This is a genomic window from Adhaeribacter arboris (genome assembly GCF_003023845.1).
Classification (GTDB): domain Bacteria; phylum Bacteroidota; class Bacteroidia; order Cytophagales; family Hymenobacteraceae; genus Adhaeribacter; species Adhaeribacter arboris.
Genome location: NZ_PYFT01000002.1, coordinates 195,327 through 209,526, shown reverse-complemented (window position 1 = coordinate 209,526; position 14,200 = coordinate 195,327). Strand labels below are relative to the sequence as shown.

Below are 14,200 nucleotides of genomic sequence, written 5' to 3'. Positions count from 1 at the left end.
CAAGTATGTGAACCTAGTGAAAGAATTCACGGCGACCCAACCTAATCAGCTATGGTAAGTGATATCACCTACATCAGAACGGGGCGTGATTTTAGCTATTTAAGTTTGATCACGGATGCTTATTCTCATAAATCATGGGTTGGGCCCTGGATACCACCTTACAGACGAAAGGACCATTGGCGGCTCTACAAATGGCAGTTAAGACTTTACCCAAGGGAAAAGAAAGCTTGATTCATCATTCGGACCGGGTATCCAGTACTGCTGCAAGAATATATTGAGTTACTTTGTTCCAAGGAGATCCGCATCAGTATGACCAATCAAGGAGACCCGGGGAAAATGCTATAGCCGAAAGAATAAACGGCATCCTTAAAGATGAATTTAACTGCCGGGCTTTTATCTCCTTTGACTTAGCCAAGGCAGCAATCACTAAGTCTATCCTGGCTTATAACCAGCTGCGCCCTCCTGCTTCCTGTGATTACTTAACTCCTGCTCAGGCACACCAGCAGGAAGGTCCACTTAAAAAACGTTGGCGAAAACAGGAAAGGAGAAACCTTATCAATACAAACCAGTTAAGCAATAATGTAAATAGAACTTTAACCATCTAACCTGTAAAGCTATTTCAGGAACCGACCTGCTCTAATTGGTATAAAGGCTAAACTGAAACAGCTACTTTCTAAAGATTTTATCCGATTCATTGCGGCTCTGGTAGAAGTACTTCCGGGTTTACCTCCACATTGTGATAGCTAACAACTTTCCACCGGCCTTTCTCTTTTACCATCACCTGTAATAAACGAGTCCGTAGACGTCCTTTTGTATCCGGATGCATGCCGGGTGGAAGACCAGCTTTGGAGAATCCGGAAGTCCAGGTAAGCGTTTCTACTAGGGCTACATCCGGACGAACAAACTTGAGCGAAATAATATTTTGTTTCATCGCTGTTCCCCGAAAGATACCGGCAAATATTTGCTGGTGCCTTTTCTCAAATTCTTCTTTCCCGGTAAAGAACATGCCCAGAATATTGGTAAAAGTGCCATCCGAGGCAAAACACCGGGAATAGCCTTTCGCATCGCCCTTGTTCCAGTCTTCTGTTTCTTGCTGGATAATACTTTGAATAGTATCCTTATCTGAAGAATTAACTTGGGCTTCGGTGATGGCGGCGGGCAGCGTTAGGGCCAAAATCAGAGCAATTAGAACGTAATTTACTTTCATAAGAGAAGGTAGATGATTTATTTTCCAGGAAAATACGCTAAGAAGGTGCGGGATCTTTTGGTAAATGGGACATGCTTTCTATTAAGAGAGGGGTAGCCACTTTACGATTGCTGGACCCCAATAATACAAGGTAAAATAATAGGTACCCACTAGTAGAAAAGTAGTGGCCAACAGCAAAACAAAAGAAGCCGCCAACTTCACCGTCGAAGAAGCTTGGTAATCACGGGCGCGGATAAAAGCTTCCACCACCAGGAGATTGGGCAAGTAGAAAAAGAAGAACATGATCTGGTCAAAGACGCCGGTGAACTGCTGGGTATGCCCCAAGCCGTCGGTCAACAGTAGCCAGAAACCATAGTCCATGCGGTATAAACCACGAACCAATCGCCAGCGCATACAAGCGTAAAGCCCAGGCCCGATGTTTTTCGAAGCGTAGGGCTACGGCATGCCGGTAGGTTTCTATGGCTGCTACCAACATCAATACGCCGTACAAGCCAAAGCCCAGGTCCATTACCAAGCCACCAATAGTGCCTTTCAGGAGAATAAATAGCAACCCACCTAGGGCAGCCAGCAAAGAAGAAATGACATATATCCGGCCAATCCACCGGTGCCAGGTGGGAAAACGAAGCCGGATATTGTCTACTAGCTGAATACTGCCCAGCAAGAGAATAATACCTCCGGTAGCGAAATGCAGGCCAATCCCGGAAGTTGTGGTGACGGAACCTTGCTCATACAAGCCCGGCAAAACTTCGTTCCACCGGTGTCGCCTTCGTAGAGCGCCGCCGCGTAAAAAGCCAGAATATATAAACCAAACAGAGCGGCACTGATCCAGACCGTAGTCAGGCGACCAACGCAAAGTCACTATGCTGAGCTTAGTTAACGGTTGCTGATTAGCGGAGGGCAGGTGGGTTTACTTATTACATTGCTCATAACAGCTTCATTAATCATTCTTTCTTTAAAATACATAATCCGGCGGATAGGTATCATACTGAAGCTGAATTTTTCTCATCTTTTCGTGATCCATGGCTTGTCCCTGCCCAAAAGCGGCTTGCAAATCATCGTAATAGTTTTCAAAGCCTCCTGGCGTATCAATCACCAATATTTTTACCAGTGCCTCACTGGAATTGGCAAAAGCATGCACGAGTCTCTTAGGAATAAAAATAAAGCTGCCGGTGGTTAAAACCAATAATTTATCCCCTACCTGAACGGTTAACTCTCCTTCTAATACGTACCAGGCATGTTCAAATACTCGGTGCTTATGCGCTGGCGGACCCGGAAAGCCAGAGGGTAATTCATACTCGGTTATAGAGAATTTATTAGCCGTATCCTGACTAAATAACTTAAGAAAGAGTTTAGAACGACCTACTCTTATTTCCTTCCCTTCTCCGGCGTTTACTAGTATGGGTTGATTATTATCTATCATGAAATCTGACTTTGATTTAACTACCGGGTTAAAAGAAGCTTTATGTATTAGGAGCAATATTGGGTAATTAAATTGTTGTTCTATGCTTTTCTTTTTAGCCCGGGCCGCCACTAGTTTTTGAACTCTAACCCTAACTCTCCTTCTAAAGCCGTAAAGGTCTCGGTATAGGAGGTATGATAATGTAAAGGATTGCCGCCACCCGGTTGTAAAGTAATAATGAGTTCCGTAACCGCCCATTGGTTTCCGCGGCGGTTTGCACAAAAATGATGGATTCTTTCAGGCAGGGGTTGACAATGATTCGTCTCATCTTATTATAGGAAAATTTATTATAGGAAAATAAAATTACTGAAAAGTGTTGCGGAATGCTACTATCTAGCCGCCGGAGCTTTAACCCGTTTGATTTTGGTCGCTTGTAGCTGACCGTAGGTCCAGCGCCGCCAAAGCTTTTCCATTGGTCCCATGGAATGGTATCGCAACCACACGTTACTATACCCCACCTGAAACCCATAAAGCAGCAGCACAATGCCTAAAGTTTCAAGTAACGTTACCTTCCGGCAAGCCCCCCGCGTACCCGTAAAAAGAACCATACAAAGCAGGGTTTGCAGCAGGTAATTGGTCAGTCCCATCCGCCCCGTATTCGCTATCCAGCCCACGAACCGGGCAGGTAGGTGCGGCCAGCAAAGCGTGAGTTCCATTAAAAGGACGAGGGTCAGCAAAGGCGTACCAATAAATTCGGCCAGGAGAAAAGTAGCTTTTCAGCAGCGAGCTGGTGGGACGGGAGTAAATGGATCCCGAAGAGAGGCAAGCCGGAAAGAGCTTTAAGCACTACGGCCAAAGGAAACACTAAAGCTATTCGCAGTAAAGAAAGCTTAAAGCGAGCCAGGTGCTGAAACAGGTGTAGTTTACCCGCCATGAGCCCAAGCAAGAACATGATCAGGTAGTGGGCATAAGAGGCCAGGCCCTGCTGGACGGCTTTTAAATGCAGCATCAGTACGCCTAACTTTTGCAGGCTCATTACTTGCAACAGAGAACCATGTTGCCAAGTTGTAATTACCTGGCTAATCACGGCGTCAAATTCTTGTTGATTTCGGGCTAGTTGCTGGGAGTAGCAGGAAAAAACAATGTATTTACCGTTTGGCAAAGAATAACCAAAAGGGCTAGTCCCATCACCCATTTTAGAAGGGTAAATACCGATTTCTGGTTAAAGTAGATTAGGGTAAAACCCAGCAAAGCGTACTTATGCAGAATATCGCCAAACCAAAAGATAAAAGCGTGTATCACTCCCAGTAAGAGCAGCCCCCACAAGCGGCGTTTAAATAAGCGGTTGGCATCCCGGCCGCCTGCTGATTCTTTTGCCCCATCAGGTAAAACCCCAGGCCAAACAAGAAACTGTAGAGGGTATAGAATTGCCCTTTAAAAAAAAGGTGAATGAAAAACTGGGTGGGGCATAGGTTTCGGGTTGGTCTAAGCCAAATGCATACACCTGTTCGGGCCGCAGAAAGGCAAACAAGGAGTAGGTTTGAATATTGATGGCAGAATTCCCAAGAGAGCAAAGCCGCGGATAAAATCCAGTACTTGATACGGATGTCGTCTGCAAAATAGAGGGTGTCATGCTTTTAGTATTATGAAGAAGGATACTGTACCGAACAGCATCCTTCCATTCTGTTTATGAGAGGTAAATAGCAACTGAAAAATAAAGCGGGCCGTAGCGCGTTTTGCCTACGGCCTGGTATTCTTTACTGAATCACTAACTTCAGATGTTGCACCGCTTTACCCGTACTCAGCCGGGCCAGGTACACGCCGTGGGGTGCTGAGCGGCTGGCATTCTACCTGGTTTAACTTACCCGCCTCAGCCTTGCCATTTGGCAGTTGGCTACCAACTTGCCCGCTAGATCATAGATTGCTAAAGTATATTCCTCATCTTCATCAAACGTAAACTCCAGGGTAGTCTTCTCCGAGAACGGATTGGGTAGTTGCGGAAAGTAGGTGCGGTTTTCTCTTCTGGGGTTACTTCTACGCCGGGCAAGCTCATCCGGGCCACGGCAGCTTTGCTGGTTTGAATCATAATAAAGCCTACAATGGTTGTAACTGGGTCCGCCGCATCCGCCGTGTTGCTCAGGTTTATCGTAGACTACCTGGTTCTTTTTGTCTTTATTCCAGATTTTGATGCGGAACTTATCCGGACGGCCATCAATCAATGAAACTAAGAAGCCGTAATTGCCTTGGCCATGATTTTACTTTACCCGTGTAGCGCGCTTTGGTACCCGAAATGGTGAGGGTTTCGTAAACAGTACTGCAAAAAGCTAGTTTTACTTTACCGGCTTTAAAGGCAAACAAGGTACTGCCTTCCGGCGTACTAGTGCCTTTCTTAAAGCGGGCAAACAAGCCAAATACGGCGGCTCCGGTGAGCTTAGTATCCGCTTTATAAGCCTGTTTGGGTGAGGTAAAGCCCCCGGCACCGGTGATTGCCCCGACTCGTAAACCACTACGTACTCGTACGTAGCCGAAGTAATTTGACCACAGGCATCGGTGACGGTAAGAACAGCGAATAGGTCCGGCTTGGTATATTTATGGCTGCCGCTGATGGTGCTACTTTAAGAGTAGCCGGAGAATACTTCCATCGCCCCATTCCAAACGGCCGAGCTTAGATTCTCGTCTTTACCGTGGTGTTGGCCGTGAGGGTTGAGTTGGTGGCCAGTGGATTGCGGAGACGATGATGGCACTTAGTTCTGGGGTTTGGTTGGTGTACGAGAAAGAAAGCGCGTTGCTTTCCACGGTGCCGGCCAGGCCACTACTTTCAGGTTTTGCCACAGCGGTGGGTAGTTAAAGCGGATTTGGGTACCGGCGCTATTAATTTCTAAATTGGAGTAAGTGCTGTTACCTACCTTTACAGCAGTAACAGCGCTCAGATTCTGGCCGGTGAGCGTGACTTGGCCGCCAATGGTAGAAACCGCACTGATGCTGTAAGGGCCGGAGTTTTGCTCGTCAGCTTTACTACCCAGTAATCCTCGCTGCTTTCGAAGCTTGGGTTTTATCGCCACTAGCCTCGGAAGAGGAACTGCCGCCCAGAATATAGCCGCCGTCATCGTCTGCTGCAGGTCAAATAAAATATCTTCATCACTGCCGCCGATGGTTTTATCCCATTCTTTGGTGCCATCGGCTTTAGCTTCACTACCCAGTAATCATAGTTACTTTCGAAGCTTGGGTTTATCGCCGCTAGGCTCGGAATCGGAACTGCCGCCAGAATATAGCCGCCGTCACTCGTCTGTTGCAGGGATCGAAAATCATCAAATCCACTGCTGCAATGGTTTTATCCATTCTTTAGTGCCATCGCTTTAGCTTCACCACCAGTAATCATAGTTACCTTTCGAAACTTCGGTTTTATCGCCACTAGCCTCGGAAGAGGACCTGCCGCCCAGAATATAGCCGCCATCACTCGTCTGTTGTAGAGATTCTAATCCATCAAATCCACTGCCGCCGATGGTTTTATCCCAGGCAATGGTGCCATCGGCTTAGCTTCACACCCAGTAATCATAGTTACCTTTCGAAACTTCGGTTTTATCGCCGCTAGGCTGGAAAAGGAAATACCGCCAGAATATAGCCGCCGTCACTCGTCTGCTGCAGGGATCGAAAATCATCAAATCCACTGCTGCCAATGGTTTTATCCCATTCTTTAGTGCCATCGCCTTTAACTTCACCACCCAGTAATCGCGGAGCCTTTCGAAGCTTGGGTTTTATCGCCGCTAGGCTCGGAATCGGAACTGCCGCCCAGAATATAGCCGCCGTCACTCGTCTGTTGCAGGATCGAAAATCATCAAATCCACTGCCGCCAATGGTTTATCCCAGGCAATGGTGCCATCGGCCTTTAGCTTCACCACCCAGTAATCATAGTTACCTTTCAAACTTCGGTTTTATCGCCGCTAGGCCCGGAAAAGGAAATACCGCCCAGAATATAGCCGCCGTCACTCGTCTGCTGCAGGGATCGAAGATCATCAATCCACTGCTGCCAATGGTTTTATCCCATTCTTTAGTGCCATCGGCCTTTAACTTCACCACCCAGTAATCCATGTCGCCTATGCCCGCTTCGGTTTTATCGCCACCCATTTCGGACCTGGACCTGCACCCAGAATATATCCCCATCACGGGTATGCTGCAGGGATCGAAGATTATCACTACTACTGCCGCCGAAGGTTTTATCCCAGGCAATCGCGGGCTGGGCCCATAGACTGGTGAGCGGTAGGCAGAGGAATAAGAGCAGCAACAATAGCCTGGGCTGAGCCAGGCCGGCAAGTAGGGCCGGAGGGAAGCATTGGTTGTCGGAAAGATTGAGGCTTCATTCCTGTCGCTTTTATTACACAGGAAGCATTCGGTTGTAAAAAAGGCACATACAAATTGGTTTTAAAGATGAAAAAAGGAACGCTACAAGGTTGCAGCTGGGCATAAAAAGGCAGTAACCACGTCACCAATGTGGTAACGGAGGTTGCACGGAGTAGATTTTAGTGCTTTTTTGAGTGGATTTTAGCTTCGGCGGGCAAATTCACCGGGGCTCATTTGGTAAACTTCCCGGAAGCATTTAGCAAAATAAGTGGGCTGTCGAATCCTACCCGATAAGCCGTTCGGAACTGTTCAGTCCTTCCCGCAAATAATGGGTAGCCCGCTGAAGGCGGTAGTTGCGGATAACATCCCCGGGGGCAATCCCACCAGCACTTTGAGCTTGCGGTGTAGGTGTGACCGACTCAGGTGGAGTTGCTCGGCCAATTGTTCTACCCCAAAGAAGTATCGTCCAGCCTGGCTTCTATTACCGGTAGAGTTTCGCCAGAAAAGGATCCAGAGGAGCAGGGAGCTATCTGATGTATTGGTGGGAAGAATTAATTCTTGCTGCAGGTATTGCCGGTAGCGGCGCTGCCGTTCGAGCAGGTTATGAATGCGTAAGTTTAGCTCCGGCACGTGGAAGGGCTTGGTCAGGTATCGTCGGCCCCATGGGTTAGTCCTTCCAGGCGGCTGTCTAAAGCCGCTTTCGCCGTCAGCAGAATAACCGGAATATGACTGGTGCGTTCATCGTCTTGAGTTGGTGACAGAAAGTATAGCCATCCATCACCGGCATCATCACGTCACTGATTACCACATCGGTAACTCGGCGAAGGCTTGCTCGAGTCCTTCCGCTCCGTTCGTAGTCCGACTAATGCGGTACTGTTGGGGCAGGCTGTCTTGGATAAAATCGGCTAGCTCCGGATTGTCTTCTACCAGTAAATGAGCGGCGGTTCCTCGTTACTAGCTTGGACGACAGCGGTAAGCCCATTGTCGGAGGGCAAGAGTACGCCCTCCTTTTCGGGTACTGATTCCGCTGCCGGTTGGAGCGGCAGCCAACCCGGAACTCCGTTCCTTTTCCGGGCTCACTTTCCACGGTAATCTGCCGCGCTGGAGCTCCACTAGTTCTTTCACTAAGGATAGTCCAATTCCCGTGCCTTTAGAGGAATTATCCGCTTGATCGCCGTTTACCTGGAAAAACCGCTCAAATATAGACGGGAGCTTTTCTGCTGGTATCCCCTACCCGTATCCGCCACCGTTAAAAGTACCCTATCGGTCACTTGGAGGGAAACCGTTATTTGTCCATCAGTGGGAGTAAACTTTAAAGCATTGGCCACTAAATTGGAGAGAATGCGCTCTAATTTGCCGGCATCAAACCAGTAATCTCCCGTGGCCTCGCTTTGGTAGATTAATCCAATAGATTTAGCGTTGGCTTCTTCTTGGAATATCTGCACCGTTTGCGCTACAAATTCGGTCAGGTTACCCCGTGACTCCTGCACCGTGAGCATTTGGGCATCCAGTTTAGAAAAGTCCAGCACCTGGTTGATTAACCCCAGTAACTGCCCGGCATTCCGCTCCATCGTTGCCAGTGTTTTTTGGTACGGCGTTCCGGCCAGGTACTGCAATAAGCCCGGTATGGGCGAGAGAATCAGCGTTAAAGGGTCCGGAAATCGTGGTGATATTGGTGAAAAAGCGGGACTTCAGCTCATCCAGGGCGCGTAATTGCCGGGCTTCCTGTTGCCGCAAGGTAATGGCCTGCTGCAAGCGCAAGCGGTTAATGTACAATCGAAAGCCGTACCAGATCATGCCACTAACCAAAATCCGTATAAGAGATAGGCCCACCAGGTGCGCCACCAGGCGGGTTGATGATAACAGCCAGTTGGCGTACGTAGGGGCTCCAATGTCCGGAAGTGTTGGAAGCATTTACCCGTAATGAATATTCACCCGGTGGCAAAGCGGTATAAACGGCCTGTGGCTCACGGCTTTTCACCCACCCATTATCAATTCCTATTAGTTGGTAACGATATTGGTTTTTACCGGGACGGTTATATTGCAAAGCCGCAAAACTAGCCGTGATAAAATTCTGATTATAGGGTAAGATAAGCTCCTTCAACGCATGAATAGGACGATTCAGGAGGGAATCTTTTCTTGGTTCCACCACCCGGTTGTTTATTTGTAATTCGGTTAGCTCTACTTTGGGTTTAAAGCTATCATCTTGCAACTGGGAGGGTTGGAAAACCGTGAATCCTTCTACTCCGGCCATGATAATCTGGCCGGTAGCAGGCAACTGCAGGTAGTGAAACCGGTTAAATTCATTGGTCAGTAGTCCATCTTCGGTGGTATAGACCTGCATTTGAAAAGTTTTCCGGTTCAGGCGGCAAAGCCCTTTATTGGTTCCCAGCCATAGATATCCCTGCTCATCGGGCAAAGCCGAATAAATGACGTTATTGGGTAAGCCATCCTGCTCGGTAATCCGTCGGCACTGACCAGAGCGTTTATCAAAGCACATAAGCCACTGCCAAAGGTGCCGATCCATAAGCGATTAGCATCGGTAGGATCTTGGGATAAACAAACAAAGCATTATTACTCAAGCTGGTGAGGTTATCCGGCTCGTAGGCATACTGATGCAATTGTCCCGTTTGGCGATCGAGCCGGAATAACCCGCGGGATCTGCTGGCTAACCAGAAGGCCTGTTCATCCACCACCATCTGGAGAATCTCGTAGTGCTCTTCTTATCTAGACGATAGGGTGAGAGAACCCACTGCTGCTGTCCAGGATCATAGTTCCAGAGTTGTACTCATGTAGCAACCAGACCTCCCCTTTGCCATCGGTGGCCATTGGACTGATGGCTTCCTTAAAGGAAACTGGAAAATTTATTTTTTCGGTTGTCGGGTGTTTAGATTAATATGATAGAAATCAGAACTGCCAACGTTTATCCAGAGAGATCCCATCTTATCATAGGTGTACCGGAATTGATAGGGATTATTATGTTGCACGTTCGGTACTACCAGCGAGCTGGGAACGCCCAACCACTGGGTCAATAAATCCGTCTGAAAATTAACCTGGTAGCGGGCTGTTTGGAAGCCATCTGCCCGCAGGTCATACTTTCGTACGCCCGATCCATCAGTACCTAGCCATAAAACATCGGAACGGTCAATCAACAGGCTCGCGCAATTCCCAGTTTGTAAGGTCAATCGGTCAATAACTGGGGACCAGCATCGTCGGTAAAGCGAAATAACCGGTCATGCTGACTAAAATATATTACGCTTTGCTATCGGTCGCAAAGCGCATTCCAAACTGAGTCTCCCAGCAGCAGGCAAGCGGTAGGACCGTACCTGGCCACTACTGGGATTAAATTTGGTTATAAACTTGCCGAACCGATCAGGATTTCGCCCGTTGGTCGCTGATAGAGGGTATAAAGATCAGTTTCCGGAAGCGTTAGCGGCGTAGCTGATTCCGGCTTATAATGAATAAAACGCCCGGATTGCTCCTGAAATTGGTCTAACCCTGCACTGGTGGCTATCCAGATAGTGCCCTGCGTATCTTGCAGTATATTGCGTACCCAGTTGCTTGCCAGGGAGTTTGGGTTTTCCGGTTGATGCCGAAACCATTGCACTTGCCTAGTACGGATATGAAAGCAAATTAACCCTTTCCGTAAAAGGCCAGCCATAACCGGTTCTGCCGGTCTGGGTACGCATGTTGCACTATTAATTCATCGAAGGGTTGCTGACCAAAAATTTGCGGAGAGTAATCAGTAAAGGCTTCGGTGCGGGGATCAAAGAAGGCAATACCACCTTGCTCCGAATAATCCAAATGTTTCCTTGCGGATCCAGTTGCAAGAATCTTAAATCAGAAACCAGGAGGAAGGTCTTGTGTCCAACTTTGGGCGGAAAACTTTAAACCGGTTGCCATCATAGCGACACAGGCCATCGCGGGTAGCCATCCAGATAAATCCTTGCGGGTCTTGCACGATGCCGGGCACAAAGCCTTGGGGTAAGCCTTGCCGGTCGGTAATTAATTCGGGCGGAGGTAGACTACTCAACTGCGCCCAAGTGGATAGTCCCCATAAGTTTAGCCCCAGTAAAAGCAGCAACCATTTTAATTCCGGACGCATAACTTAATAGCTTACTCTAAGACTAATAATTGCGCGAATAAGTTATACCCGAAATAATAAAAAGCAAATATGATTAACTTTGTTAGATGTTTGGGAAATGAGTTGTATATGAAAAAGATAATAAGTCAAGTGAGTTTCCTGGCTATATTTTTAACCTATTTATCTGGTTGTACGACTCCTTCCCCACAACAAGCTGGGAAGGCCGCTCCATCGCAAGTTATAAAAGGAGTACTAAAATCTGCTACTGGGGAGGAGCTACCTTATACCTTTAACAATGCCGTTAATACCATGGTCATTCTCTACCAAGGGGAAACCATTACCTTAGTAGGACAGCCCACCGGTTCGGGAATAAAATATACCAATGACCAGTACACTTATACCGACTGGCAGGGTAATTCTACGCTGCAAAAAGACGGAGTAACTATATTTAAAGTCTCAGCAAATTCAGGTAAGCAAAAGTAGATCGCCTTCTATGTAATGTAATTAAATGATCAAATTTTTCAGGACGACACAATACGGTTAACGTTGTTTGAGGTAGGTTAAATTGAAAATACATCTCGCGAAACGACCATTTTTCTGAGATTGTATTTAAGTCATTTTACATAAATTAACTTATAAGCCAATACTTGTTCTTTCTCCCTGATCTTATAGTGTTTGGTTTGGCACGTTAGATAATAAAACGTAAAATAAATTATTGACTATCAGTGACTTTTATAATAGGACCCCGTACGCTAGAGTATGGTCTTGTTTCAAGTAGTCCCTTTATCGGTGGTGGTGTTAGTAGTTTTGCTCAGTACAGTGGCCTCTTTTGTGATCATTCAACAAGTATTAAGAAGTCATTTTGGAAAGCAAATTAAATTTCTAAAAGACCTTCCTTCTCGCACCTACGGAAACGAAGCGCCGCTAAAAAAGTCCGTCTCCATCCTGGTACAGAGCGCTAATATCGATTGAGTCCAGGTAAGCTGATAAGCTAAAAACATTAATAAAGCCCCGGATCAGGACTAAGTCATTGCCCGGAATTTCTTGAGTTACTTCCACAAATAATTTTTGGACATAAAATAAATGATAGCTATAAAGAGCATCCTGCCGGGAAGCTAAGTAAATTCCTTTCTGACTTACCAAATCAGCTCGTTGCTCTATGTTTTTTGATGGAAAGTAACCAAGTTCATGGCGAGCAGTTCAAATGGAAAGAATCAAAAAAGTGGCCGACGGATTTCTCCCTCGAATGGCATCTCGGCTTGATCGAGTAAGTGTAACAGGTGATCCGTTAATTGATCCAGATCGTAGTGGATTCGCTGCCGGACCCGGGCATTAGGTTCTTTGTGGAGCAGGTACTTGAGGAATAAGATGTTATGAATACACTCCTTTTGGGTTAAGGTTTCCAGCGGCTGGAATAAATTCCAGGTTAAGGGTTCCACCGAATGCAAGAGCGTTCTCATAACTATTTACCTTCTAGCTTGAAGTGCTTGTTATATACTTACTCCCTATTGGTATTTGGTTGTCTATATTCTCCTAAAATCCGTATTTCTTGCAAAAATATAGTAACTTAATACCATGAGTTTTCAGAAAACGGGTGCTTTTAATTCTTCTCCCCTCTGCTTTAGTCAAGAGGTTTTCCTACTGCACGGAAGGGCTGCCCCGTTAACCAGGTAAGTGCTTGCTCGGGATTAGTGAAGTTCTGAATTAAATAGGTGGGCGAATCACTGGTTAAAACGTCTGGTGGGACCTGTCTAATCCGGCAATACGTTGACCAACGTACCTCAAAAACGACTGTTTTTTTAAGATTGTACCAAGCCATTTATCATAAAACAACTTATCAGAATAGGCCGATTAGATGTAATATAGGAGGGATGCTGGTAGAAGGAATTTGTTTTTATCTGGTATTGTCCGCTAAATCATAACAGGGGTTATAATTAAGGTAAAAAGCGCGCGAGTTCAGATTAAGTATATAGAAAAGTACTAATAGGTAGCAGAGGCTTTCGCAACGCAATCATCCTTAAAGGAGTAAACTTATATCAGTAAAGATACTTTACTTTTCTAGTCTTTACTGAGTGTAATACCGAAACCAAGCATTTAGGTGTTTGGTGACTTTACTCCTTACTGAGAATACAGATGACAAATTTGAATTATGTAAAACTTACCTCCGGGATATTTATTTTAATATTTCCGCTAATGATTAGCTGCTCATCCCTTTTTAGAGGGAAGGGATATAATGATCCACGGATTTCGTCTCAGGCCGAAATAGTAGATTTACGGGAATCTGAACTTAAAGAGACTAGGCAGCGAGAAAAGCCGCCATGCAACGACTAAAAGCCGCTAAAACGGAGCTCAAAGCCTTAAAGTCCCAAGTTAAAAGAGGGTACTGATAAGACCATTAAAATGCTAGTTCCCTTGGTTGAATTCTAGGGTCTGGTACCCGTGTCAGTCATTTTGATTTTCCTTTAAAAGTACCCAAACACTTTCTACATAGTAAGTGTTTTACTTGGACGAACTAGCCGCAGGAGCAGGTCCGCTGGCTGATTTTCGCCTTGTTCTGGTACCTCTACCAGGTAAATAGATTATCAAACTTGCTAAACGACGGCCTGATAAAAGGTGATGGTTGGTAAAAGCTATTCGGTAGGGAATAGTAACCTAAGCTTGGGTTTATCAAGCAGTAAATAAAGCATTACGAAGTAATAAGGTAAAAATCTGAAACTGAGATAAACTTAAAATTACCAAGCGGTCTGTCTCCCTGGTAAAGTGATGGAGACAGATATGATACTTTACTCTTTGGTAAAGGCTATTGAGCTGTTGGTACTCGTCCAGATCTTGGGTTACATTCAGCGTTAAGACCAAGGGGGGCCAGCTTTCAATAATAGCCGGGACAACTGCCGTCAATAAAGGATCCACAATCAAACAACTGGTTACTTCTAAACTATTAACGGTCAGCTGGATGGTAAATTGGGGTATTACTGGAGACGAGGCCTTGTAACTAGCGATAATTGTTTCCTGGGATATAAAGCGGGGATATATTAACAAGTGACAGGCTTCGGCAAAAAGGCGGTGATTAACCCGGTTGTACTGCTGAGCGGCCCCTAGTAGTTCTTGCTCTAAGCCGGTCAACAGCTTATAAATCAAGCGTAATTTTTTCATTTTCCCCGAATCAGCCTCG

The 14,200-nt window shown here is 46.2% G+C and carries 27 protein-coding genes and 1 pseudogene; 3 read left to right on the top strand and 25 right to left on the bottom strand.

The window, feature by feature from the left end:
- The first annotated feature begins 134 nt into the window (after positions 1–134).
- Positions 135–278: a hypothetical protein gene (locus AHMF7605_RS30060; protein ID WP_158267670.1), complete on the top strand. Its 144-nt coding sequence runs from the start codon at positions 135–137 to the stop codon at positions 276–278.
- Positions 279–284: 6 nt separating this feature from the next.
- A complete protein-coding gene (locus AHMF7605_RS29395) occupies positions 285–605 on the top strand; it encodes an integrase core domain-containing protein (protein ID WP_106933817.1) in 321 nt (106 codons plus the stop codon).
- Positions 606–691: 86 nt separating this feature from the next.
- Here the strand turns inward: AHMF7605_RS29395 and AHMF7605_RS29390 are convergent, their stop codons facing one another.
- From AHMF7605_RS29390 to AHMF7605_RS29315, 22 genes and pseudogenes are all read right to left on the bottom strand, one after another.
- A complete protein-coding gene (locus AHMF7605_RS29390; protein ID WP_106933686.1) occupies positions 692–1,207 on the bottom strand; it encodes an SgcJ/EcaC family oxidoreductase in 516 nt (171 codons plus the stop codon).
- 81 nt (positions 1,208–1,288) lie between these two features.
- Positions 1,289–1,489, bottom strand: coding sequence for a hypothetical protein (locus AHMF7605_RS30340; RefSeq protein WP_199200385.1), 201 nt, complete (start codon positions 1,487–1,489; stop codon positions 1,289–1,291).
- A gap of 7 nt (positions 1,490–1,496) precedes the next feature.
- Complete coding sequence (locus AHMF7605_RS29385) at positions 1,497–2,066, bottom strand: DUF2306 domain-containing protein (protein ID WP_199200384.1); 570 nt, start codon at positions 2,064–2,066, stop codon at positions 1,497–1,499.
- 93 nt (positions 2,067–2,159) lie between these two features.
- Positions 2,160–2,627, bottom strand: coding sequence for a cupin domain-containing protein (locus tag AHMF7605_RS30055; protein WP_146153701.1), 468 nt, complete (start codon positions 2,625–2,627; stop codon positions 2,160–2,162).
- Positions 2,628–2,995: 368 nt separating this feature from the next.
- Positions 2,996–3,322: a DUF418 domain-containing protein gene (locus tag AHMF7605_RS29375; protein WP_106933816.1), complete on the bottom strand. Its 327-nt coding sequence runs from the start codon at positions 3,320–3,322 to the stop codon at positions 2,996–2,998.
- 14 nt (positions 3,323–3,336) lie between these two features.
- Entirely contained in the window at positions 3,337–3,801 is a 465-nt protein-coding gene (locus tag AHMF7605_RS29370; protein WP_106933815.1) for a hypothetical protein, read from the bottom strand.
- A gap of 186 nt (positions 3,802–3,987) precedes the next feature.
- Complete coding sequence (locus AHMF7605_RS29580; RefSeq protein WP_146153716.1) at positions 3,988–4,239, bottom strand: hypothetical protein; 252 nt, start codon at positions 4,237–4,239, stop codon at positions 3,988–3,990.
- A 223-nt stretch (positions 4,240–4,462) separates the two neighbouring features.
- Entirely contained in the window at positions 4,463–4,825 is a 363-nt protein-coding gene (locus AHMF7605_RS29365) for a T9SS type A sorting domain-containing protein (protein WP_106933814.1), read from the bottom strand.
- Positions 4,818–5,012: a hypothetical protein gene (locus AHMF7605_RS29360; protein ID WP_106933813.1), complete on the bottom strand. Its 195-nt coding sequence runs from the start codon at positions 5,010–5,012 to the stop codon at positions 4,818–4,820. The genes AHMF7605_RS29365 and AHMF7605_RS29360 overlap by 8 nt, the downstream gene beginning before the upstream one ends.
- 209 nt (positions 5,013–5,221) lie before the next feature.
- Positions 5,222–5,350, bottom strand: a complete 129-nt coding sequence (locus tag AHMF7605_RS30890; protein WP_262512398.1) for a hypothetical protein — start codon at positions 5,348–5,350, stop codon at positions 5,222–5,224.
- The gene (locus AHMF7605_RS29355; protein ID WP_106933812.1) at positions 5,351–5,713 is read right to left on the bottom strand and encodes an IPT/TIG domain-containing protein; all 363 of its coding nucleotides are present in this window, start codon (positions 5,711–5,713) and stop codon (positions 5,351–5,353) included.
- Positions 5,714–6,194: 481 nt separating this feature from the next.
- On the bottom strand, positions 6,195–6,416 hold the full coding sequence (locus tag AHMF7605_RS29350) for a hypothetical protein (RefSeq protein ID WP_106933811.1): 222 nt from the start codon (positions 6,414–6,416) through the stop codon (positions 6,195–6,197).
- A 102-nt stretch (positions 6,417–6,518) separates the two neighbouring features.
- The gene (locus AHMF7605_RS29575) at positions 6,519–6,833 is read right to left on the bottom strand and encodes a hypothetical protein (protein ID WP_146153715.1); all 315 of its coding nucleotides are present in this window, start codon (positions 6,831–6,833) and stop codon (positions 6,519–6,521) included.
- Positions 6,821–6,964 (bottom strand): hypothetical protein, encoded by a 144-nt coding sequence (locus tag AHMF7605_RS30050; protein WP_158267668.1) that lies wholly within the window; start codon positions 6,962–6,964, stop codon positions 6,821–6,823. Before AHMF7605_RS30050 ends, AHMF7605_RS29575 begins: the two co-directional genes overlap by 13 nt.
- Before the next feature lie 289 nt (positions 6,965–7,253).
- Positions 7,254–7,574 carry a helix-turn-helix transcriptional regulator gene (locus AHMF7605_RS29570; protein WP_146153714.1) on the bottom strand — a complete coding sequence of 107 codons (321 nt, stop codon included), beginning with the start codon at positions 7,572–7,574 and terminating at the stop codon, positions 7,254–7,256.
- Positions 7,575–7,898: 324 nt separating this feature from the next.
- Positions 7,899–8,443: pseudogene (locus AHMF7605_RS31255) on the bottom strand (sensor histidine kinase).
- 13 nt (positions 8,444–8,456) lie between these two features.
- Positions 8,457–8,741, bottom strand: coding sequence for a hypothetical protein (locus AHMF7605_RS29565; protein ID WP_146153711.1), 285 nt, complete (start codon positions 8,739–8,741; stop codon positions 8,457–8,459).
- 4 nt (positions 8,742–8,745) lie between these two features.
- Positions 8,746–9,471 (bottom strand): triple tyrosine motif-containing protein, encoded by a 726-nt coding sequence (locus tag AHMF7605_RS29330; RefSeq protein WP_106933807.1) that lies wholly within the window; start codon positions 9,469–9,471, stop codon positions 8,746–8,748.
- A 337-nt stretch (positions 9,472–9,808) separates the two neighbouring features.
- Positions 9,809–10,129, bottom strand: a complete 321-nt coding sequence (locus tag AHMF7605_RS29325) for a hypothetical protein (protein WP_146153710.1) — start codon at positions 10,127–10,129, stop codon at positions 9,809–9,811.
- A 167-nt stretch (positions 10,130–10,296) separates the two neighbouring features.
- Entirely contained in the window at positions 10,297–10,605 is a 309-nt protein-coding gene (locus AHMF7605_RS29320) for a two-component regulator propeller domain-containing protein (protein WP_106933805.1), read from the bottom strand.
- Entirely contained in the window at positions 10,578–10,748 is a 171-nt protein-coding gene (locus AHMF7605_RS30045; RefSeq protein WP_158267667.1) for a hypothetical protein, read from the bottom strand. Before AHMF7605_RS30045 ends, AHMF7605_RS29320 begins: the two co-directional genes overlap by 28 nt.
- Before the next feature lie 31 nt (positions 10,749–10,779).
- Positions 10,780–11,049 (bottom strand): two-component regulator propeller domain-containing protein, encoded by a 270-nt coding sequence (locus AHMF7605_RS29315; protein WP_106933804.1) that lies wholly within the window; start codon positions 11,047–11,049, stop codon positions 10,780–10,782.
- Between the two features lie 108 nt (positions 11,050–11,157).
- Between AHMF7605_RS29315 and AHMF7605_RS29310 the strand changes: the two genes are divergently transcribed.
- Positions 11,158–11,511 carry an MliC family protein gene (locus AHMF7605_RS29310; RefSeq protein ID WP_158267658.1) on the top strand — a complete coding sequence of 118 codons (354 nt, stop codon included), beginning with the start codon at positions 11,158–11,160 and terminating at the stop codon, positions 11,509–11,511.
- A 441-nt stretch (positions 11,512–11,952) separates the two neighbouring features.
- Here AHMF7605_RS29310 and AHMF7605_RS29305 read toward each other — a convergent pair whose 3' ends face one another.
- The 3 genes from AHMF7605_RS29305 to AHMF7605_RS29295 all read right to left on the bottom strand — a co-directional run bounded on the left by AHMF7605_RS29305 (position 11,953) and on the right by AHMF7605_RS29295 (position 14,181).
- Positions 11,953–12,171: a hypothetical protein gene (locus AHMF7605_RS29305; protein ID WP_106933803.1), complete on the bottom strand. Its 219-nt coding sequence runs from the start codon at positions 12,169–12,171 to the stop codon at positions 11,953–11,955.
- 71 nt (positions 12,172–12,242) lie between these two features.
- Complete coding sequence (locus tag AHMF7605_RS29300; protein ID WP_106933678.1) at positions 12,243–12,488, bottom strand: hypothetical protein; 246 nt, start codon at positions 12,486–12,488, stop codon at positions 12,243–12,245.
- 1,207 nt (positions 12,489–13,695) lie between these two features.
- Positions 13,696–14,181: a hypothetical protein gene (locus tag AHMF7605_RS29295; protein WP_106933676.1), complete on the bottom strand. Its 486-nt coding sequence runs from the start codon at positions 14,179–14,181 to the stop codon at positions 13,696–13,698.
- Positions 14,182–14,200 lie beyond the last annotated feature (19 nt).

Bases quoted from the DNA above. Each gene is read 5' to 3' on its own strand.
- AHMF7605_RS30060 (WP_158267670.1), top strand. From the start codon at position 135: ATGGGTTGGGCCCTGGATACCACCTTACAGACGAAAGGACCATTGGCG.
- AHMF7605_RS29390 (WP_106933686.1), bottom strand. From the start codon at position 1,207: ATGAAAGTAAATTACGTTCTAATTGCTCTGATTTTGGCCCTAACGCTG.
- AHMF7605_RS30340 (WP_199200385.1), bottom strand. From the start codon at position 1,489: ATGTTCTTCTTTTTCTACTTGCCCAATCTCCTGGTGGTGGAAGCTTTT.
- AHMF7605_RS30055 (WP_146153701.1), bottom strand. From the start codon at position 2,627: ATGATAGATAATAATCAACCCATACTAGTAAACGCCGGAGAAGGGAAG.
- AHMF7605_RS29375 (WP_106933816.1), bottom strand. From the start codon at position 3,322: ATGGAACTCACGCTTTGCTGGCCGCACCTACCTGCCCGGTTCGTGGGC.
- AHMF7605_RS29370 (WP_106933815.1), bottom strand. From the start codon at position 3,801: ATGGGTGATGGGACTAGCCCTTTTGGTTATTCTTTGCCAAACGGTAAA.
- AHMF7605_RS29580 (WP_146153716.1), bottom strand. From the start codon at position 4,239: ATGACACCCTCTATTTTGCAGACGACATCCGTATCAAGTACTGGATTT.
- AHMF7605_RS29355 (WP_106933812.1), bottom strand. From the start codon at position 5,713: ATGACGGCGGCTATATTCTGGGCGGCAGTTCCTCTTCCGAGGCTAGTG.
- AHMF7605_RS30050 (WP_158267668.1), bottom strand. From the start codon at position 6,964: ATGAAGCCTCAATCTTTCCGACAACCAATGCTTCCCTCCGGCCCTACT.
- AHMF7605_RS29565 (WP_146153711.1), bottom strand. From the start codon at position 8,741: ATGATCTGGTACGGCTTTCGATTGTACATTAACCGCTTGCGCTTGCAG.
- AHMF7605_RS29330 (WP_106933807.1), bottom strand. From the start codon at position 9,471: ATGGATCGGCACCTTTGGCAGTGGCTTATGTGCTTTGATAAACGCTCT.
- AHMF7605_RS29320 (WP_106933805.1), bottom strand. From the start codon at position 10,605: ATGGCTGGCCTTTTACGGAAAGGGTTAATTTGCTTTCATATCCGTACT.
- AHMF7605_RS29315 (WP_106933804.1), bottom strand. From the start codon at position 11,049: ATGCGTCCGGAATTAAAATGGTTGCTGCTTTTACTGGGGCTAAACTTA.
- AHMF7605_RS29310 (WP_158267658.1), top strand. From the start codon at position 11,158: ATGAAAAAGATAATAAGTCAAGTGAGTTTCCTGGCTATATTTTTAACC.
- AHMF7605_RS29300 (WP_106933678.1), bottom strand. From the start codon at position 12,488: ATGAGAACGCTCTTGCATTCGGTGGAACCCTTAACCTGGAATTTATTC.
- AHMF7605_RS29295 (WP_106933676.1), bottom strand. From the start codon at position 14,181: ATGAAAAAATTACGCTTGATTTATAAGCTGTTGACCGGCTTAGAGCAA.